Origin of the sequence: Paenibacillus tianmuensis (assembly GCF_900100345.1) — a bacterium.
Classification (GTDB): domain Bacteria; phylum Bacillota; class Bacilli; order Paenibacillales; family NBRC-103111; genus Paenibacillus_G; species Paenibacillus_G tianmuensis.
Map to the genome: position 1 here is coordinate 58435 of NZ_FMTT01000012.1, position 19725 is coordinate 78159.

Here is a 19725-nt window from a genome sequence, read left to right on the forward strand (position 1 = left end):
ATGTTTTTGGGGTTATCGATAAGCGTGCAAAGCGGCTTCCTTGCGGTTCATATGGTTTAACACAACACCCAAAATTCGGGCCTGTGCATATTCCAGATTGGTTTTCAGTTTCTTTACAACCTCTCGTTTTACTTTTCCGGCCTTTACGACGATGAGAACTCCGCCGCATTGTCCCGCTACCAGTTGAGCATCTGGAAGAGTTAACGCCGGGGGCGTATCGAAAATAACGACGTCATAATTCGTTCTGGCATAATCGACAAATTGTGCCCAGCGTTCGGATGATAATAACTCGGAAGGATTGGGAGGAAGGGGACCAGACGTAAGCAAATCCAATCGCGGAATATGCGTCTCGGCAACCAATTCTTGCGCAGTGTACTGTCCGGCCAACAAATTCGACAAACCAACGCGGTTATCTTGGTTAAAGTTTTGATGAAGGGTCGCGTTCCTCATATCGGCATCCACAAGAAGGACTCTTTTTTCGCTCTGGCTGTAGGCTATGGCAAGATTGCTTGCTGTCGTTGTTTTCCCTTCAGCCGCCTGGGCCGATGTCACCATGAGCGTCTTCTTTTCGAGGCCTATCGTGGAAAAATCGATATTGGCACGAAGTGTACGGTATGCTTCGCAAATCGGCGATTGCGGGTTGCTTTCCATAATCATGTCGCGATTCTTATTGCTTCGTTGTTGCATAAGGGATCTCTCCTACCTTTCGATCGGCTGCTGACTTATTTTTTAGTAATCGGTCTTTTTTTTCAATCTCCGGTAAGACAGCCAGCACCACCAGTCCTATAACCTCATCCACATCTTCTGCGGTTTTGATCGTATCGTCAAAAACCGAGTGCAAAAAAGCAAATCCGATGGAAAGCAGGGCGGCTACCAGTACGCTGACCAAAATGTATAATTGATGATTGGGTAAGACTGGTGTTGAGATTTGTCTTGGATCTGCTTTCCCCAGAATTGTTACATTATTAACTTTTAAAAGCTTCGTAACTTCTGATTGGAACACCTCCGCAATGGCGTTGGCAAGTTCCGCCGCTTCCCGATAATCGTTGCCCCGAATCGTTAGCGTCATAATTTGCGAGCCAGCAGAATGTCGCACCTTAAGCGCTTTGGACAACATTTCCGGGTCAGCTTGAAGTCCGGAAATGCGTTCGGACACCTTGGTCAGAATCGCCGAAGTCTGAATGACCTCCTGATAGGTGTCCATCAGCTTCATGTTTGCATTTATAGAAGTTAAGTCCACCATGTTCGATGCGTTGGTGCTATGAATAAGAAGTTTCACTGAAGCTTCGTAAGTAGGAGGAATAAAGTTATAGCTGACTATCGCCGTTCCTCCTCCGGCTGCAATCATAAACAGAAGAATCCAGCCTATGTATTTGCGAAGGGTTCGGATGTAGTACTTTACCTCCAAGCTCTCCCCACCTGCCATTTTCAGAAAATTTTCTTGTGGTTTTCAAAAAAAGCCAAGCCCCTGCCCAAGATTTTGGATCAATAGGGCGGTTACACTTCAAATGACTTGATTAAATAAAGGCCGATCTTGTTGTTCCGGGTCAAGAAGCGAATAGGCTTTGCTCACCATTTGAAAGAATTTCTCGAAGCGTTCAAACGGATGATTGATGACGCCGGCCAATTTTCTTATATTCTTGTCATTCGGCAACGGCGCCGCACTATAACGGTACATGCCACCGCGTATTTTTAAACCTCGAGTGAAAACTGCTTCCAAATGAAGCGCTTCTTCCGGATGGGGTAAAATAAATCGACAAACCACATTGGCATATATGGGGAACCTCAAATACGTTTCAAATTCGATTTTTTGGGCGCTGACTCTACATAATGTAACAATTGCTTTATTACTGGACACATCCATACTATTAATTTGGGTAATGTACAATTCGGAGGTTATGTGCAGTTTGTTTCCTTGAATTGAAGGACGATCATATTTTGTTTGCTCCAAGCTGCCTCATCCTTCCCTTAAAACTGCCGCTCAGATAACTTCCGAAAAGGTTACATTATGTATCACGAGCCGCATTCTTAATTTATGATACAATTTGTAACTTGTCAAGCGTTAATTTTTTCACACTTTTCCGCAATCCCGCACAAAATCAATCAATACAAGGGGAAGTTCTACAAAATAAAAGCCAGTCTATTCCCGCATAAGATAATCCAACGAGACATTGAAAAAATCAGCTATATTTTTGAGCGTTTCGTAATCCGGGTGTCTCCTGTTATTTTCATAATGAGAAAGCGCCGACCTCGAAATTCCGATATGTATTGCCAACTCCTCCTGGGTCATCTGTCTTTCCTCTCGAAGCAAGCTGATTTTGTTACCGTACTTCACAACTTTGGTCCTCCTTATTTGCTTCAGTATACTCCTCACCTACTTTCATTATTATAACGGACAAAAAGTTGAGATACAATTCGTATCAATGATATCCATTAACCGAATCTTTTTCAAGTGGTTTACCGTTTTTTCCTTCCTCTACGAATAAAATTTCAACACCGATTAAAGTTGGAGTATTTCACATGGAAGACGTTTCCACGCTGCTTTTAAGGATTTGCACATCATAAAATTAAATTTTTTTAGTTGAGTATGCAGCCTGCTTTGTTATAAAATAAATTCCATGAATGATACATTTTGTATATTTTGAATCCTCTCACCCATTTTATTCCTCATTATGGAATATAAAATAGAAAGGAGTTTTATTTAAATGAAAAAAAGTTTGTATCTGCTGGGTTTATTTATGCTCTTGTTCCTTCTCCCACCAAAATTGATTCTGGCCGACGGAACGATCTCCATCGATGTCAACACCGAGATTAAAGGCGCTGACCTCGATGAAGTGTCCATCTCGGCTTCCGTTCAATCCGACTATGAAATTAAAGAAGTTCGGGCCGTCTTGCAGGACCGGCAAGTGACGCTGACGAAGGCTAAGGCCTATTCCCCTTGGACCGGTAAGCTCAGCTTGCAGGGATTGTCTAAAGGTACTTATACCTTAACGGTGACCGCCGCCGATTATGGAAATCAGACCAGGCAGAAAGAAACGACCATCAAATTTCTGGGGCGTTCAACGATCACTGTTACGGAACCTGGCGGCTTTTCGGTGATTCGTGACGGGAGAGTGAGGGTGCAGGCAAAAGCTGTTGACGGGCTGGGAAAACCGCTGTCGCTCAGCCTAGGTTATACGATAAACGGAAGGTATAATTCCGGATATATGCTTGAATGGTTTGATGCCAAAGAATACGAAGGCAAATCAATCCGTTTTCACTTTACAAGCGAAGATAGCAACGGGCACAGGGAAAGCGTGGATAAAGATGTCTTTATCGAACGAGGCCTCCGTTTAAAGGAAACTCGGTCTGTAGACGGAAAAATTTTGGACCAAGACGGGAACCGGATCTTATATAAAGGGCAAGATGGCATGCTGCGCATCCGGAATCTGACGGACGGTCAAGAGGTCACGATTCCTTACAAATCGACCATCGACCCGGCCATTGATACGATTCGCGAGAAACTCACCCCTACGGGAGCTATTTTTGAAGGCTTTTCACATTATTTTGTACGCGACCCCCGGTATAAGGTGTGGAAATGGGACGGCTCCGGCTTGGAATGCCTGACTCCAGGCAACGATGAGTATGCCATGTGGAAAATTATCGACGTTAAAGGAGATTATGGATTGTACCACTCTCCTCAAGGCGCTTCGATCGTCAACTTCACAAGCGGGAGCGTTAAGGTCATTCCTGCCAGCGTCAATGCCGGAGTATTAACTTCCGATGGAGGCGTCCTGTTCGTCGCCGACGGCGATGGCCTATTCCGTTACAATCCGGACGGAACGGTTACAACCTTGGTGCAAAGTGATAAAGCTTTTAGCGGAATAGCCGCATCCGGAAACTATGTGCTTTTTAACGATTACAGCAAAATATATATGTATGATGGAGTGCAAATGTCCGTGATCAAAGAAGCGGACGGTTTCAACGTAGAAGCTGGTTCCGGATATCAAATCAACGGAGGATGGATCGCCTATATCAAGAAAAATGCCAGCGGCAGTCCCCAGCTCTTCCTGCGTTCGCCTCAAGGGTTGGAAAAGCAGTTGACTTACTTCAGCTCTGCCCCGAAACTTCAATATTTGCATGACGACGGTTCAGTAGCCTTTTCCCTCGGTGGAAAAACGTACATTTGCCCCGTTAATGAAGAGCCCACCCAAGTGAGCTCCGACTTGGGGAGGACGGCCTACGATACGCGGTTGGGCGGCTGGTACAAATTGCTCGGCAACGGGATTTACCAAATATACACGGGGCCGCAAGAAGCGGATGTCACCCCTCCGGAATGGCCGGCGGGCAGTTCACTTACCGTAACGGATCTGACCTACCGGTCTGCCGTTCTGAATTGGCCTCAAGCTTCGGATGACAAGGGGGTCACAGCCTACCTTATCTATAAACAGGGAAGACTGGACCAAGTCATCAAGGCACCGGCCCTCCAAACGAAGTTAGAAGATCTTATTAATTTGGGTGGTGCCGAGTACAAATTTGAAGTTATTGCCGAAGATGCGGCAGGGAATCGCAGCCAAGCGCTTCATACCGTCATTATCCCGCCGGTTTACGATTATCGCCCGCCTACGTGGGATAACGGCAACACGCTTACCGTTACGGATGTGACTTATGACAGCGCCAAGCTCAGCTGGCCGCCGGCCGTTGACAACATCAAGGTTCTAAGGTACGCACTCTATCTCGACGGCAAAAGAGTCGGCGAGGTACAGGGAGATACAACGAAGTACGACATCACTGGACTCACTCCGGGCAAAACGTATCAAGTCACCGTAATAGCGGAAGACGAATACAACCAAAGCTCCAATAACCCGACGGCAACCATTACCACTCCGTCCAAGCCGCCCAAGGGAGATAACTCTCCCCCGGTATGGCCAAATGGGGATGTTCTGACGGTAACGGATATTACCTATAACAGCATAAGCCTGCAGTGGAAGCCGGCCCAAGACAATGTCGGGGTGGCATCCTACGAAATCTACCGAGACAACCTTCTGAGCGGGACCGTTGTAGGATCTGTTTACCGTTACACGGCTGGCGGACTGGCTCCGGGCCAAACCTATGTATTCTCCGTAATCGCCAAGGATGCGGCAGGCAACGTTAGCTTGAACAATCCCGTCGTTAGCGTGACAACCACCGTGTACGGAGGGCCGCGTCCATCGGTCGGCACGTTGTCGCTTCAAGCCAAGCCCGGTGCTTTGGATGTCGGATCGGTGCTGGAACTCAACTTGAAAGCCGATTCGGTCCAAGACCTGTATGCCTTTCTGGCCAAGATGAAATATGATCCTGACCGCTTCAGACTCGGCCAAGTTTTACTGCATACCGATTTCGGGGTCGAGAATCAAAGCGCTGTTCTTTCCAAAAATACCGGTACCGCCGGCGAGGTGAAGCTGGCAGGCTCACTGATCGGCCGCGTTCCCGGCAAAACAGGCAATCTGCACCTGATTACCTTGAAATTCGTGGTACAAAAAGCGGGCAAAAGCGATTTCACGTTGCTGCCGGGCAGCTCGTTATCGGATAGCCAAGGACAGACTCGGACGCTATCTGAATCGTTTACCCTCACGATCAATGCGGGAAGCGGGGATTTCGATAACGATGGCAAGATTACGCTGCATGATTTGGTCCTTATTTCCAGACAAAACGGAATGGCTATCGGCCAGCCGGGATTTGACGCGCGATTCGATGTGAACAACGACGGAAAGATCGATATGACGGATATTCAATATATTGCCAATAAAGTGGCGGCTGGCGGCTGAATAACGACAGTCTAACCCCGAAAGGCGGACGGAATTTTTCCCGTCCGCCTTTGCCATTATACAAACCCGGGCCGTCCGTACGTTTTCCCGAGCGCACCCGGCGCATCGTCTTTGAGCCATTAATCGGTGGCGGTATAGTACACAGATCGGAAATCGATCTGGTATTTCAGATCGCCGTTAATCGAGGCGAGCATATCTTGGACAGATAGTCCGATACAATTGGTATCGAGTAATTTTACATTAATAGGTTATTTTCTGGTAATTTCATATAATTCCTTTTTATATAATAAATTTTGACATCGGTTTCATTGCATGACTACTTGCCAAAATAGCGTTTCAGCCCATTTTTTATTAAATTTTTTTTAGTTTATTGAGTATACTTCCTATTTTATTATAAAATGAAACACGTCGATGATACGTTTTGTATTGTCGATTGTTTTCTTCTCGTACCGTATCTAATTTAGAAAGGAGCTTTTTATTTTAATGAAAAAAAGATTGTATGTGCTGGGACTATTTATGCTCTTGTTCCTTCTGGCACCGAAGTTGATTCTGGCCGACGGAACGATCTCCATCGATGTTAACACCAAGATTAAAGGCGCTGACCTCGATGAAGTGTCCATCTCGGCTTCCGTTCAGTCCGAATATGAAATCAAAGAAGTGCGGGCCGTCCTCCAGGACCGGCAAGTGACGCTGACGAAAGCTAAGGACAATTCCACTTGGGACGGTAAGCTCAGTTTGCAGGGATTGCCTAAAGGCACTTATACCTTAACAGTGACCGCCGCTGATTATGGAAATCAGACCGTGCAGAAAGAAACGACCGTCAAATTTCTGGGGCGTTCGACGATCACTGTCACGGAACCTGGCAGCTTCTCGGTGATTCGTGACGGGAGAGTGCGGGTACAGGCAAAAGCTATTGACGGGCTGGGAAAACCGCTACCGCTCGGTATAAAGTATACGGTAGATGGAAGTTATAATACCGCATATATGTTGTCTGAATGGTTTGATGTCAGAGAATACGAAGGCAAATCAATCCGTTTTCACTTTACAAGCGAAGATAGCAACGGGCACAGGGAGGGCGTGGATAAAGATGTCTTTATCGAACGAGGCCTCCGTTTAAAGGAAATTCGATCAGTAGACGGGAAAATTTTGGACCAAGACGAAAACCGGATATTATATAAAGGGCAGGATGGCATGCTGCGCATCCGGAATCTGACGGACGGTCAAGAGGTCACGATTCCTTACAAACCGACCATCGACCCGGCTATTGATACGATTCGCGAGAAACTCACCCCTACGGGAGCTATTTTTGAAGGCTTTTCATATTACGATGTACGCACCCCCAAGTATAAGACGTGGTATTGGAACGGCACTCAATTACAAGGTATAGGAAAAATAATCGACGTTAAGGGAGACTATGGATTATACTATTCTTCCAACGGTACTTCGATCATCAACTTCACTAGCGGCAAGATTGCGGTCATTCCTACTAAGAATTTCTATGCTGGAACTTTAACTTCCGATGGGGGCGCCCTGTTCGTCGGTAGAGGCCTGTTTCGTTACAAGCCAGACGGAACGGTCACAACCTTGGTCCAAAGCGATAAAGTTTTTAGTGGAATAGCCGCATCTGGGAAATATGTGCTTTTTAACGATTACAGCACAATATATATGTATGATGGGGTACAAACGTCCGTGATCAAAGAAGAGGACGACCTCAAAGTAGAAGCTGGTTCCGGATATCAAATCAACGGAGGATGGATCACCTATATCAAGAAAAATGCCAGCGGCAGTCCCCAGCTCTTCCTGCGTTCGCCCCAAGGTGCGGAAAAGCAGCTGACTTACTTCAACTCTGCCCCAAAGCTGCAATATTTGCATGATGACGGTTCGGTAGCCTTTTCCTTCGGCGGAAAAACGTACATTTGCCCCGTTAATGCAGAACCGATCCAAGTGAGCTCCGACTTGGGGAAAACGGCCTACGATACGCGGTTGGGCGGCTGGTACAAATTGCTCGGCAACGGGATTTACCAAATATACACGGGGCCGCAAGAAGCAGACGTCACCCCTCCGGAATGGCCGGCAGGCAGTTCGATTACCGTAACGGATCTGACCTACCGGTCTGCCGTTCTGAATTGGCCCCAGGCTTCGGATAACAAGGGAGTCACAGCTTACCTTATCTACAGATACGGAGTAATGACTTCTCCAATACTGGACCAGGTCGTTAAGGCGCCGGCCCTCCAAACTAAATTGGATGGTCTTTATAATTATGGTGATAACAAGTACGAATTTGACGTTATTGCCGAAGATGCGGCAGGGAATCGCAGCCAAGCGCTTCATATCGTTATTAACCCGCCAGCCTACGATCCCCTCCCGCCTACTTGGGGTAACGGCAACACGCTTACCGTTACGGATGTGACTTATGACAGCGCCAAACTCAGTTGGCCGCCGGCCGTTGATAATAAAAAGGTTCTAAAGTATTTCATCCATCTCGACGGCAAAAGAATCGGCGAGGTACAGGGAGATACAACGAAGTACGACGTCACTGGACTCGCTCCGGGCAAAACGTATCAAGTCACCGTAATAGCGGAAGACGAAAACAACCAAAGCTCCAATAACCCGACGGCAACCATTACCACTCCGTCCAGGCCTACCGAGAGAGACACTTCTCCCCCGGTATGGCCGAATGGAGATGTTCTGACGGTAACGGATACTACCTATAACAGCGTAAACTTGCAGTGGAATCCGGCCCAAGACAATGTCGGGGTGGCATCCTACGAAATCTATCGAGACAACCTTCTGAGCGGGACCGTTGCAGGATCTGTTTACCGTTACACGGCTGGCGGACTGGCTTCGGGCCAAACCTATGTTTTCTCCGTAATCGCCAAGGATGCGGCTGGCAACGTTAGCTTGAACAATCCTGTCGTTAGCGTGACAACCACCGTATACGGAGGGCCGCATCCATCGGTCGGCACATTGTCGCTTCAAGCCAAGCCCGGTGCTTTGGATGTTGGATCGGTGCTGGAACTCAACTTGAAAGCCGATTCGGTCCAAGACCTATATGCCTTTCTGGCCAAGATGAAATATGATCCCGACCGCTTCAGACTCGGCCAAGTGTTACTGCACGGCGATTTCGGGGTCGAGAATCAAAGCGCTGTTCTTTCCAAAAATACCGGTACCTACGGCGAGGTGAAGCTGACAGGCTCACTGATCGGCCGCGTTCCCGGCAAAACAGGCAATCTGCACCTGATTACCTTGAAATTCGTGGTACAAAAAGCGGGCAAAAGCGATTTCACGTTGCTGCCGGGCAGCTCGTTATCGGATAGCCAAGGACAGATTCGAACGTTGTCTGAACCGTTCACCCTGACGATCAATGCGGGGATCGGGGATTTCGATAACGATGGCAAGATTACGTTGCGCGATCTGATCCTCATTTCCCAAGCGAATGGACTAGCTTCCGGTATGCCTGGATTTGACGCTCGATTCGATGTGAACAACGACGGAAAGATCGATATCGCGGATATTCAGTATATTGCCAAAAAAGTAGCAGCAGCCAGCTAAATCGATTGGTTTCCTAAAAAACGACGGCGGACGGAATTTTTCCCCTCCGCCTTTCGCCTTTACACAAACCCGAGCCGTTCCACCATCATCGCCGGATCTTTGCCGATCTCCAGCACCAGATCGCGAAAGCTGCCAAGCTCGTGGCTGCGAAAAAAAAGCGAAAACAAAAAACGCTTCAAATCGAAGCGTCCGTTCGGTACAATATAAGAAGTTTCGAATCCGCTTCAACTTCAAAGCGACTTGTCGGATTCGGCCGCAGCCAAGAGGTGATTCGCGCATGCGCTCTGATCTGATCATACGGGAACTACCCATAGTCAAACAAGTATTCCCGTATAAAGTACTGCCGCAAAAAAGTCCTTCCCCAATGTATTCCCACTATCACGATGATGTGTTTGAGATTCTTCTGGTGCAGCAGGGGAGCGCCGAATTCCGCATTGGCGGGCAGCGGCTAACGGCCGTGCCCGGCGATATTTTCCTGATCAACGAAGGAGAAATTCACGAAGGCGGCACGCTGGACGACGAGGCGGAATACTGCGCGTTTCTGTTCGACCGGACCCGGATCGTTCATTCGCACGTCGCCCATTCGGATTACGCCGTCCCCTTAACCGAGCCGTTATCCGTACCGGTGCATCTGAGCCCTGCCGACGCACATTACGAACCCGTAGCGGCTCTGCTTCACCGCATTGCGGACGAGTACGACCGCAAGGAGACCGGCTTCGAGGTCGTCATCCAATCGTACATCACCGTGCTGATTACCGTTCTGGCCCGTCTCTACGCAAGCCCCGATCACAGCGATCGAAGAGAGACCGCAGGCAAACGCAAGCTGGAGAAGCTAAAGGAAGTGCTCACTTTCGTCGAAACGCATTACCGGGAAAAATTAACGATCGAAAGCGCCGCGCAAGTGGCCAACATGAGCAGCCATCACTTCTGCCGCGTGTTCCGCGCAGCCGTCGGGAGAACGTTCATGGAATATGTCCACCTGCTGCGCATCAATAAAGCGGAAGAGCTCATCCGCGATACGGACTGGTCCATGACGTCGATCGCCGAGGAAGTCGGCACTTGCGACGTGAATTATTTCGGGCGGCTGTTTCGCAAATACAAGCGCTGCAGTCCGGACCAGCTCCGCAAAAACCGTTACACCGGTCAGCCGCCGGGTTAACCGGCCAGAGCCTTCCATCCGTTTGTCACAATAAACGAAACTGCTCCATGCCGGCGATATAAGTGGGGATTCGCTCCTCCATCGCAGTTTTGTCGCCATAGCGCAGCACCGCTTCCTCCGTCATATCGTGCTCCAGCAGCCCGATATGGTGGCAGGTCAAGTCCAGCAGCATCAGAAATTGTTCCACGCGCAGCGCGTAGAGCATTTCAGGATCGCCCTGCGCGTATCCTTCGAGAAACCCGTCGGCGAACGAGCAGAGCAGAGGCCGGTATCGGTCGAACCGGTGACGCTCGTACCGCGGAGAACGGTGAAACGACGGAAACAACGTGTTGAAATTGTTCAACACGTCGCCGGCAAACGCGAGGCCGTCATAGACGATCGGCACCGGATCGATCAAGCGGACCCCGGCTTCGCAAACAATGAGATTTTCCGGCGATACGTCCCGGTTCGTTAAGCTTAACCCAGTCGCACGCCGCAAGCGGAACGGGACGATCTCGTCCAAGATTCGCTTCACGCCCCCGGCTTCGCTGCCATATCCCGCACGCTGCAGCCGTTCCCACGACGCCAAGTAGCCCTCCGTCTCCTCTACCCAACGCGCGAAAATCCTGTTGACGATCGCCGGCAAGTTTTCCGTCCTTCCAGTCCAGAAGCCCGAACCCTTCCAGCTCGACGCTCGTCCGGTCCATTTTCCGGAAAAATCGTCCGCACTGCATTCCCCATCGGGCCGCTTCGGCTTCGTCCGCTGCCGCGAGCGACATGACGGGCCCACTATAGGTTTCAATCGTAAAGCTCAGCTCCGGACTGACGTAGTATGAATAATACGGAGGGCAAATGCCTTCGATCACCCCGTTCGCCAACCGGTAATACAATCCTCGGCCGCCGTATTCGGCTCTCAGCTCCCGTTCGTTATACACAAACGGCTTCCCATAGGAAAAAGGCTTCGGAAACCGCACCACTAATGGCCCGGTTTCCGTCGTAGAGATCAGGTAAGCCTCATGCCATGCGCCTTCCGCCAAATACGAGACCTGCAGCCCGTTTTTTCCGAGCCCGGCCAGCTCAAGCGCGGCTTCGATTCTTGCCTTAATTCTCATTTCCACTTCAGTTCCTCCTTACAGCCGGACCGGTTGCCCTTGCGCTGCGGACTCGTAGGCGGCAAGGGCAACGGCCGCGGCTTTCATCCCGTCTTCGCCTGTAATCGGGACCGACGTGCCGTGAAGCAGCGCCTCGACGAACGATCGAACCAGATACTCGTCCATATTGTCTCCCCAATAGCTCCACTCCCCTTTGCCCGCCTGAACGCTGTATACATCGTTCTTCTGGGCAAACGCATCGACGGAGAGCACTCCGCGCGTGCCGACGATTTCCATCGTCACATCCCCCCAGGTCGGGAAGCTCCGGTTGCGCGACCAGCTCGGGTCCAGAACGGCAAAAACGCCGTTATCGAACTTGACGTGCACCATACCGGCGTCGTCGATATTCTGTTCCTGAAACACCGTCGTCGCATAAGCGTATACTTCCTGCACTTCTGCACCGAGAAACCAATGCATCAAGTCCATGACATGCACCGTATGGTCCAGCACCGCACCACCGCCGGACAGCGCCTTATCGGCGAACCATGCGCCCGGAAAGCTGCCGCGGTTCGTGCCTTTAATCGCCACGATCTCGCCGATCTCGCCACGCTCAATCGCTTGCTTCGCTTGCACGACAGCCGGAAGATAGCGGCACGGAAAAGCGGTCATCAGCTGCACGCCGTTTTCCTTGCAGGCTGCAATCATCTCTTCCATTTCCCGCTTGGAGATGCCCAGCGGCTTTTCGCACAGGACGTGCTTCCCGGCTTGCGCCGCGGCGATGGTCAGTTCGGCATGCCGGACATTTTCCGAGCAGATGACGACGGCATCGATCTCCTTCGAGAGCAGCTCCCGATAATCTTCAAAATAAGGGATACCGTGCTTCTCGGCCACGGCCTCCACGCGGGATTTCACTTCGTCCGCGATTCCTGCCACTTCGACCTCGGGCATGGAAACGAGCGAGTTCAAATAGCTGAACGCATGACCATGCGCGAAGCTGATCATTCCTATTTTTATTTTGTTCATCGTAGCGTTCCTCCTCACGTGGAATTAGAGATGCACAGCAGTACCCGTATTGGCCGATGCAATGGCGGCAAGCGCAATTTCAACCGCTTTGTACGCATCGTTTGGCGTCACGATCGACTCGCGGTTTTCGCGGATACACCGGACAAAATGGCGTAGCTCGTAATAATACGGATCGTGATAGCCCGGGCTGCCCGGCACTTCCACGGCGGCAGGGCCGTCCTTGCCCTCGAACGTCCGAACCATTTGCAGCAACTGCGCCTCCATGCTGCTGTTGCGCACGATGCCATCCGACCCGGCGATTTCCGCCTTCGTATGGAACGGTCCGGGGTACCCCCAGAACGCTTCCAGATTGGCCACGGCTCCTTGCTCGAACACGAGCGTCGCCAGCGCATAATCCATCTCTTGATCGCGCCGGTTAAGCGCATACACCGATTTCACTTCGCCGAGCGCCCAGCGCATAAAGTCGATATCGTGAACCATCAGGTCGAGGATCACGCCGCCGCTTTGTTCGAAATTGCCGAACCATTCCTTCACCTTCGCCGGATGGCTGCCGGACCGTTTCGCGTGCGCTACCCCCAGCTTACCCAATTCTCCGGCCTCAACCTTCCGTTTGATATCGGCATACTCCGGGAAGAAGCGGACGACATGGCCGACGAACAAACGGACGCCCGCCTGCTCGCAGGCGCGGATCATCTCCCCTGCATCCTCCAGCGTCAGAGCCATCGGCTTCTCACAAACGACGTGCGCCCCGGACGCCGCTGTCTTCACCGTGTATTCTTTATGTAAATAAGTAGGTAGCGCAATGCTGACCAAATCGGGCTTAACGGCGGACATCATGTCTTCATAGGAAGCAAAAGCGCGGCAATTCGTCTGCCCCGCCAGCTGCTCGGCCAGATGAAGTTCCACATCGCATACTCCGACCAGCTCGACTTCAGGCATAGACGCATAATGGGTAGCGTGAATTCGCCCCATTCCCCCGCAACCAACAACGACGACTTTCATGAGTAACCCTCCTTGGCGGTATTCCGAAGCTGTTCGGATGCTTTCGATTATAACCTACGGGAAGCCTGCTGTCTCGGCATCGAATTGCTCATTTTTAGCACGATATTGATCGTTTCTCTCATTCTTAAATCCAAGCATGAAAAAGAAGCTCCCTGCTTGAGGCAAGGAGCTTCTTCGTTCGAATCTATACATAAGGCCGAGGCTTACAGATCGAAGTACAAGGAATACTCGTGCGGATGGATGCGGATCGATACCGCTTTGGCTTCATCGCGCTTCAGCGCAACGTAGTTGTCGATGAAGTCTTTGGAGAACACGCCGCCTTCGGTCAGGAACTCGTAGTCCGCTTCCAGAGCGTCGAGCGCTTCGTCCAACGTACCCGGTACGCTGCGGATTTCTTTCTTCTCTTCTTCCGGCAGCTCGTAGATGTTCTTGTCGAGCGGGCCGTAGCCGAGTGCGATCGGATCGATTTTTTTCTTGACGCCGTCCAGACCGGCGAGCAGCATCGCTGCGAAGCACAGGTACGGGTTAGCCGTGGAGTCCGGTGTACGGAACTCGATGCGGCAGCCTTTCGGCGTTACGGCAGCAACCGGAATACGCACGGCTGCGGAACGGTTGCCCTTGGAGAACACGAGGTTAACCGGCGCTTCGTAGCCAGGAACAAGACGCTTGAACGAGTTCGTGCTCGGGTTGGTCAAAGCGATCAGCGCCGGAGCGTGGTACAGGATACCGCCGATGTAGTGCAGCGCCATTTCGCTAAGGTTGCCGTAGCCGCCTTTTTCATAGAACAGCGGAGTATCGCCGTTGAAGATCGATTGGTGAACGTGCATTCCGCTGCCGTTGTCGCCGAACAGCGGCTTCGGCATGAAGGTCGCCACTTTGCCGTATTGACGGGCGGTGTTTTGCACGATGTATTTATATTTCATCAGATTGTCGGCTGTTTTGGTCAATGTGTCGAAGCGGAAGTTGATCTCGCCTTGGCCTGCAGTAGCCACCTCATGGTGATGGCGCTCGATGCGGAGGCCGGATTCCATCAGCAGACGACACATTTCGCTGCGGATGTCTTGCTGCGTATCCGTCGGGCCAACCGGCACATAGCCGCCTTTGTGGCCGACTTTGAAGCCCAGGTTGCCGCCTTCTTCCTTGCGATTCGTGTTCCAGTGTGCTTCTTCGGAATCGACGAAGTACGAGGAAGAGTTTTGCTTGCTTTCGAAGCGAACTTCGTCGAAGATGAAAAATTCGGATTCCGGTGCGAAGAATACAGTCGTACCTACGCCGGTCGTTTGCAAATATTCTTCGGCCTTCTGGGCGATGCTGCGCGGATCGCGATCGTAGCGTGCGCCGTCAGGCGTATGGATGTTGCTCATGATAACCAGTGTCGGATGAGCGGTGAACGGATCAATGTAGCTGGTCTCCGGTTCCGGCATCATAACCATGTCGGACTCTTCAATGCCTCTGAAACCGGGGATGGAAGAACCGTCGAACGCTACGCCGTTCACGAAAGTTTCTTCTTCTACCTCGGATGCCGGTAAAGAAATGTGATGTGCTCTGCCGTTCAGATCGACAAAACGGAAATCTACCCACTCGATGCCTTTTTCCTTGATGGTGTTTAATACGTTTTGTACTGACATTGAATTGCCAACCTCCTAATTTCCGAACATTCTCTTCACTTTGTTCGCTCATTGTTCAAGTTTTCCTTGATCATGGACTTATTATAAATCGTCTTTGCAACAATCGTCAATACTTATGTCAGGTATTTTTTAAGATGGTGTAAGGTATCCTTACACAACAGTGATTTTTGTCACACTTTAGACAAATAAAAGGCTTGATTTCCCGAAAAACAGGAGAATCAAGCCTCTTCCGATAAGGAACTTACCTTGAAAATACGATCTATCGCGCCAGAACCGCTTCTTTCTTCGTATCGAACCGTTTTCCGCACAGCGGCGCCAACTGCTCCAAATCTAACATGAGTTTGGCGAATTGGTCCGGGAACAGCGATTGCACGCCGTCTCCGGTCATCGAGTTGTCGGGGTCCGTATGCATTTCGACGATCAGACCGTTCGCACCGGCCGCGACGGAAGCTTTACACATCGGCTCTACCAGCTCACGGCGTCCCGTGCCGTGGCTCGGGTCCGAAATGACCGGCAAATGGCTAAGCGTCTGCAGCGCAGGAATGGCCGCCAAGTCGAGCGTGTTTCTCGTGTAAGGTTCGAATGTTCGGATTCCGCGTTCGCAGAGCATGACGTTCGGATTGCCGCCCGCCAAAATGTATTCCGCCGCATTCAAAAATTCGTCGTATGTCGAACTGAAGCCGCGCTTGAGGAGCACCGGCGTTTGGATCGTGCCGAGCTTGCGGAGCAGATCGAAGTTCTGCATGTTCCGGGTGCCGACCTGCAAAATATCGGCGTACTCGGCGCACACGTCGACGTACTCCGGCGTCATGACTTCCGTGATGGTCAACAGTCCGTGCTTTTTGCCGGCTTCCGCCATCATCACCAGTCCCTCGACACCGACGCCCTGGAAGCTGTAAGGGCCGGTTCTCGGCTTGAAGGCGCCGCCGCGCAGCACTTGGGCGCCGGAGGCTTTGACCAAGCGGGCGATTTCGTCGATTTGCTCTGGCGACTCGACCGCGCAAGGTCCGCCCATAATGACCAGTTCGTCGCCGCCAATCGATACGTCCCCGATTCGGATCACCGTATTGTCCGGATGAAAATCGCGGCTTGCCAGTTTATACGATTTGGAGATTTTAACAACCTGCTCCACGCCGGACAATTGGCGAAGCTGCTCGGCCAGCGCCGGGCTCGCTTTGCCGATAATGCCGACGACGGTGCGGTCTACGCCTTTGGACACATGAGCCGTTACCTCGTGCCTCTCGATATGATGAACGATTTCGGCAATGCGCTCTTCGGTAATTTTGTTGGATAAAATAACGATCATGACAATCCACGCTCCTCAAGGACATGTTCATACTTAGACGCTTCGACGCTTATACGCTTTTAAGTGTTAAAGTAACTATACAACGAGAAGCCGCTCCCCGTCAAGAACGAAGCGAAAGATGATTTCTTTCAGCCTTCGGACCCCGAGGAGAGCAGCATCTGTTCCTTGCGTCTTCTCCGTTTTTCCTTGCGCTTACCGTCATACCATTCCAGCAGCCATTTCATTGGGTAAAAGGCGATAAGCCCCAAGACGGCCCCGTCGATGACCCCGCCGACAAACAGCTTCAAGTTGAACTTGATAAACGTGTCGAGCCAATCCGGCAGCACGGACAATAAATGCCCCCGGATGCCGCGCGGAAGCACCCAGCCCCCCACTTGCCGGTTCAGGAAAGACATCGGGATGTAGATCACTTTGCCGAACACGAATCCGAGCAAAGCCGCGGCCATGCTGGCCCGGAATACGTAGACCAAAGGAAAAATAAGAAAAAAAGCAAGCCCCGCCGTAGGCAGGGTAAACATTTCGACAAACAGACCGACGGAGAAGCCGAGCGCGACGATGGCCGGTCCTCCCTTGGCTCTTGTCAGCAGCAAGTACTTGTATTTAAACCAACGCCCTACATTGCGAAGTTGAAAAGGTTTTTTGCCAGTTGTCGTTTTGCCCAAGGTGTGCGTCCCTTTCCTTCCGTCAGCAGTCTACTCCGCGCTTGCTTTTTGCTTGGCGACCGGGATTAAGCGGTCCATATTAACCGTACGCCGCAGCTCCCAGGTCGCGGGATCGGCAGCATTGTATTGTTCCAGATACGCGATGACTTCCTTGGTGATCGGCGTAGGCGTCGAAGCCCCGGAGGTGACGCCTACGCGGCGCACCGGCTTCAGCCACTCGGGGTTCAGCTCGGAAAGGTCGGCGATGCGATATGCCTTGACTCCCGCGATCTCCTCCGACACTTGCGCAAGACGGTTCGAATTGTTGCTTCGCGGGTCGCCGACGACGATGACGAGATCGGCATCCTTCGCCTGCTCCGCGACCGCTTCCTGCCTTACTTGGGTAGCAAGGCAAATCTCGTTATGAATCTCCGCATGCGGGAACTTTTCCAGCAGCCGGTTCATGATGTGCTTAATATCCCACTGGCTCATCGTCGTCTGGTTCGTAATCAGGATGCGCTCCGACGCGACGTTAAGCTTGTCGATATCTTCTGTATTCTCAATCAGATGCACGCTGTCCGGCGCGACGCCTACGGCGCCCTCCGGCTCGGGATGGCCTTTCTTGCCGATGTAGATAATCGTATAGCCCTCGGCCGTCTTCTCGCGGATCAAATCATGCGTCTTCGTCACGTCGGGGCACGTCGCGTCCACGACGGTCAAGCCTTTGTCCCGCGCCCGGCGGCGAACCTCCGGCGATACCCCGTGGGCGGTGAAAATCACCGTGCCCTTGTCCACCTGCTCCAAAATCTCCAGACGGTTCGGGCCGTCGAGCGTAATGACGCCTTCTTTTTCAAAATAGTCGGTGACATGCGCATTGTGCACGATCATGCCCAATATATATACGGGTTTCGGCAGATCCAAATTTTTGGCGGTCTGCATCGCCAGCGCCATCGCGTCGACGACGCCGTAGCAATAGCCGCGGGGAGATATTTTGATAACGTCCATGCTGCACCTGCCTGTCGAATTTTCGCTTATTGTTTCATTATACCTGATTCCTCGGATTGAGGAAATGATCCTCGGCTTGCGCCGGGTCTGCTTAATTCGGTTGCAACCGGAAACCAGATAATGAAGGTCGTTCCCTCGTCTCTTCGCGTCTTGACCTCAACGGAGCCCTGATGCTCGTCGATAATCCATTTGGCGATGGACAAGCCCAGCCCCGTTCCGGACTTGCGGCCCCGCGACGGGTCCGCCCGGTAGAACCGGTCGAAAATATGCGGAATCTCGGATTTGTCCATCCCGATGCCCGTATCCTCGATCCGGATGCCGATCTGTCCGCCGTGCCGCAACGTATCAAGCCGGACGTAGCCCTGCTCCGTATACTTGAACGCATTTTCCAGAAAAATGAACAGCAGTTGTCTTAAATAATCTGCGTTGCCATAGACGTATATGCCCTTGGCCGCCTTCGTCTGTCCGACGATCCATTCGGCCGTTTTCGGCAGCAGCTGCGCTTTCCGCGCAATCTCATCGAGCAGCGGCTGCAGCTCGACCTCGCCCTTGATCATCTGGAACCCGGCGTCGGCGCGGGCCAGCGACAGCAGATCGTTCACGAGCCGCGACATGCGCTCCGCTTCGCCGGAAATATCGTGCATCGCCTCCATCGTCAGCTCCATCTTCGCATCATCCTGTTCTCCGGAGGTGAGCGCCGTTTGCTTCCACATCTTTTCCAGAAGCTCCATGTTGCCGCGTATCGTCGTCAGAGGGGTCCGCAGCTCGTGCGACGCATCCGACACGAACCGGCGCTGTGCGCCGTATGCCTCTTCCAACTCGGTATAAGCGTTCTGCAGCCGTCCGAGCATGCCGTTAATCGTCTGCGTCAGCTCGCCGATCTCATCGTTCGGACCGGTGTATTCGATCCGCTTGTCAAGGTCGACCCCTTTTTCAATCCGGTTCGTGGCCGCAATGACCTGCTCGATCGGCCGAAGCACCTTGCGCGCGAGAAACCAGCCGACCGAAGCGGCGATCAGCACGCTGATCAGCCCGATGACCGTCAAAATGAGGCGTAGGAGCGACAACAAGCTCTCATACTGTTCAATCGAGTAAGCAGCTTGCATGATTCCCAGTACTTTATGGGTGTACTGCTGAACGAGCGGCACATAATAAACCATGAACGAGTAGCCCTCAATGCTCATTCTCTCGAACTGACACTGGTCGCTCAGAATGCATTGGACCTTCTCGTCGGTCACGTCGGGAATTTTCATTCCCGTCTGCTCGGCATCGGGAAGACTGATAACTTCGCCGGTCACCAAATTCGTCACTTGATAAATGACGTTATTCGTTTTCGGCAAATCGCGAATGTTCGGAATGAGACTATATTGCCCCAAGGTATTTAACTGAGGCTTGATGCGGGAGGCCACCCCCCCTGCTTGCTTCTCGATTTCGGTCTTTAAATTATCGTAGTAAGTATAATGCAAAAACAAGTAAAGTCCCAGCCCAAGCAGCAGCAGGGTTGCGGATAATATCGCCGTATACCAAAGGGTCAGGCGCAGGCGAATGGACAT

The 19725-nt window shown here is 51.6% G+C and carries 17 protein-coding genes; 3 read left to right on the top strand and 14 right to left on the bottom strand.

All coding sequences use genetic code 11. The annotated features are described in order from the left end of the window. Positions 1–12 precede the first annotated feature (12 nt). The 4 genes from BLO51_RS10375 to BLO51_RS10390 all read right to left on the bottom strand — a co-directional run bounded on the left by BLO51_RS10375 (position 13) and on the right by BLO51_RS10390 (position 2335). Positions 13–687 (bottom strand): CpsD/CapB family tyrosine-protein kinase, encoded by a 675-nt coding sequence (locus BLO51_RS10375; protein WP_090670726.1) that lies wholly within the window; start codon positions 685–687, stop codon positions 13–15. Next, a complete protein-coding gene (locus tag BLO51_RS10380) occupies positions 668–1408 on the bottom strand; it encodes a YveK family protein (protein ID WP_245719614.1) in 741 nt (246 codons plus the stop codon). Before BLO51_RS10380 ends, BLO51_RS10375 begins: the two co-directional genes overlap by 20 nt. Before the next feature lie 96 nt (positions 1409–1504). Beyond that, positions 1505–1951 carry a hypothetical protein gene (locus tag BLO51_RS10385; RefSeq protein WP_090670731.1) on the bottom strand — a complete coding sequence of 149 codons (447 nt, stop codon included), beginning with the start codon at positions 1949–1951 and terminating at the stop codon, positions 1505–1507. A 189-nt stretch (positions 1952–2140) separates the two neighbouring features. Further along, positions 2141–2335: a helix-turn-helix domain-containing protein gene (locus tag BLO51_RS10390; RefSeq protein WP_090670734.1), complete on the bottom strand. Its 195-nt coding sequence runs from the start codon at positions 2333–2335 to the stop codon at positions 2141–2143. Positions 2336–2705: 370 nt separating this feature from the next. Here BLO51_RS10390 and BLO51_RS10395 point away from each other — a divergent pair, with 370 nt between their 5' ends. Continuing rightward, positions 2706–5786: a fibronectin type III domain-containing protein gene (locus BLO51_RS10395; protein ID WP_245719615.1), complete on the top strand. Its 3081-nt coding sequence runs from the start codon at positions 2706–2708 to the stop codon at positions 5784–5786. Positions 5787–6269: 483 nt separating this feature from the next. Beyond that, positions 6270–9338 carry a fibronectin type III domain-containing protein gene (locus BLO51_RS10400; protein ID WP_090670737.1) on the top strand — a complete coding sequence of 1023 codons (3069 nt, stop codon included), beginning with the start codon at positions 6270–6272 and terminating at the stop codon, positions 9336–9338. A 59-nt stretch (positions 9339–9397) separates the two neighbouring features. Here the strand turns inward: BLO51_RS10400 and BLO51_RS29755 are convergent, their stop codons facing one another. Further along, on the bottom strand, positions 9398–9517 hold the full coding sequence (locus BLO51_RS29755) for a DUF1800 domain-containing protein (RefSeq protein WP_143006860.1): 120 nt from the start codon (positions 9515–9517) through the stop codon (positions 9398–9400). A gap of 185 nt (positions 9518–9702) precedes the next feature. Between BLO51_RS29755 and BLO51_RS10405 the strand changes: the two genes are divergently transcribed. Then, entirely contained in the window at positions 9703–10497 is a 795-nt protein-coding gene (locus BLO51_RS10405) for an AraC family transcriptional regulator (protein ID WP_217266721.1), read from the top strand. Positions 10498–10522: 25 nt separating this feature from the next. Here BLO51_RS10405 and BLO51_RS29180 read toward each other — a convergent pair whose 3' ends face one another. From BLO51_RS29180 to BLO51_RS10450, 9 genes are all read right to left on the bottom strand, one after another. Next, positions 10523–10894 (bottom strand): hypothetical protein, encoded by a 372-nt coding sequence (locus tag BLO51_RS29180; protein WP_090670744.1) that lies wholly within the window; start codon positions 10892–10894, stop codon positions 10523–10525. Continuing rightward, positions 10866–11594 carry a hypothetical protein gene (locus BLO51_RS10415; protein WP_090670747.1) on the bottom strand — a complete coding sequence of 243 codons (729 nt, stop codon included), beginning with the start codon at positions 11592–11594 and terminating at the stop codon, positions 10866–10868. The genes BLO51_RS29180 and BLO51_RS10415 overlap by 29 nt, the downstream gene beginning before the upstream one ends. A 12-nt stretch (positions 11595–11606) precedes the next feature. Next, positions 11607–12590, bottom strand: coding sequence for a Gfo/Idh/MocA family protein (locus tag BLO51_RS10420; protein WP_090670750.1), 984 nt, complete (start codon positions 12588–12590; stop codon positions 11607–11609). A 24-nt stretch (positions 12591–12614) separates the two neighbouring features. Continuing rightward, a complete protein-coding gene (locus tag BLO51_RS10425) occupies positions 12615–13592 on the bottom strand; it encodes a Gfo/Idh/MocA family protein (RefSeq protein ID WP_090670754.1) in 978 nt (325 codons plus the stop codon). A 203-nt stretch (positions 13593–13795) separates the two neighbouring features. Next, positions 13796–15220 carry a type I glutamate--ammonia ligase gene (gene glnA / locus BLO51_RS10430; protein WP_090670758.1) on the bottom strand — a complete coding sequence of 475 codons (1425 nt, stop codon included), beginning with the start codon at positions 15218–15220 and terminating at the stop codon, positions 13796–13798. A 259-nt stretch (positions 15221–15479) separates the two neighbouring features. Then, entirely contained in the window at positions 15480–16526 is a 1047-nt protein-coding gene (aroF, locus tag BLO51_RS10435; protein WP_090670761.1) for a 3-deoxy-7-phosphoheptulonate synthase, read from the bottom strand. A 128-nt stretch (positions 16527–16654) separates the two neighbouring features. Continuing rightward, a complete protein-coding gene (locus tag BLO51_RS10440; protein ID WP_090670764.1) occupies positions 16655–17188 on the bottom strand; it encodes a DUF2062 domain-containing protein in 534 nt (177 codons plus the stop codon). Positions 17189–17218: 30 nt separating this feature from the next. Continuing rightward, positions 17219–18172: a 4-hydroxy-3-methylbut-2-enyl diphosphate reductase gene (locus BLO51_RS10445; protein WP_090670766.1), complete on the bottom strand. Its 954-nt coding sequence runs from the start codon at positions 18170–18172 to the stop codon at positions 17219–17221. Between the two features lie 26 nt (positions 18173–18198). Then, the gene (locus BLO51_RS10450; RefSeq protein WP_090670769.1) at positions 18199–19725 is read right to left on the bottom strand and encodes a sensor histidine kinase; all 1527 of its coding nucleotides are present in this window, start codon (positions 19723–19725) and stop codon (positions 18199–18201) included.

Excerpts from the sequence above, each read along its gene's own strand:
- BLO51_RS10375 (WP_090670726.1), bottom strand. The coding sequence starts at position 687 with ATGCAACAACGAAGCAATAAGAATCGCGACATGATTATGGAAAGCAAC.
- BLO51_RS10395 (WP_245719615.1), top strand. The coding sequence starts at position 2,706 with ATGAAAAAAAGTTTGTATCTGCTGGGTTTATTTATGCTCTTGTTCCTT.
- BLO51_RS10400 (WP_090670737.1), top strand. The coding sequence starts at position 6,270 with ATGAAAAAAAGATTGTATGTGCTGGGACTATTTATGCTCTTGTTCCTT.
- BLO51_RS10405 (WP_217266721.1), top strand. The coding sequence starts at position 9,703 with ATGTATTCCCACTATCACGATGATGTGTTTGAGATTCTTCTGGTGCAG.
- BLO51_RS10420 (WP_090670750.1), bottom strand. The coding sequence starts at position 12,590 with ATGAACAAAATAAAAATAGGAATGATCAGCTTCGCGCATGGTCATGCG.
- BLO51_RS10425 (WP_090670754.1), bottom strand. The coding sequence starts at position 13,592 with ATGAAAGTCGTCGTTGTTGGTTGCGGGGGAATGGGGCGAATTCACGCT.
- glnA (WP_090670758.1), bottom strand. The coding sequence starts at position 15,220 with ATGTCAGTACAAAACGTATTAAACACCATCAAGGAAAAAGGCATCGAG.
- aroF (WP_090670761.1), bottom strand. The coding sequence starts at position 16,526 with ATGATCGTTATTTTATCCAACAAAATTACCGAAGAGCGCATTGCCGAA.
- BLO51_RS10445 (WP_090670766.1), bottom strand. The coding sequence starts at position 18,172 with ATGGACGTTATCAAAATATCTCCCCGCGGCTATTGCTACGGCGTCGTC.
- BLO51_RS10450 (WP_090670769.1), bottom strand. The coding sequence starts at position 19,725 with ATGTCCATTCGCCTGCGCCTGACCCTTTGGTATACGGCGATATTATCC.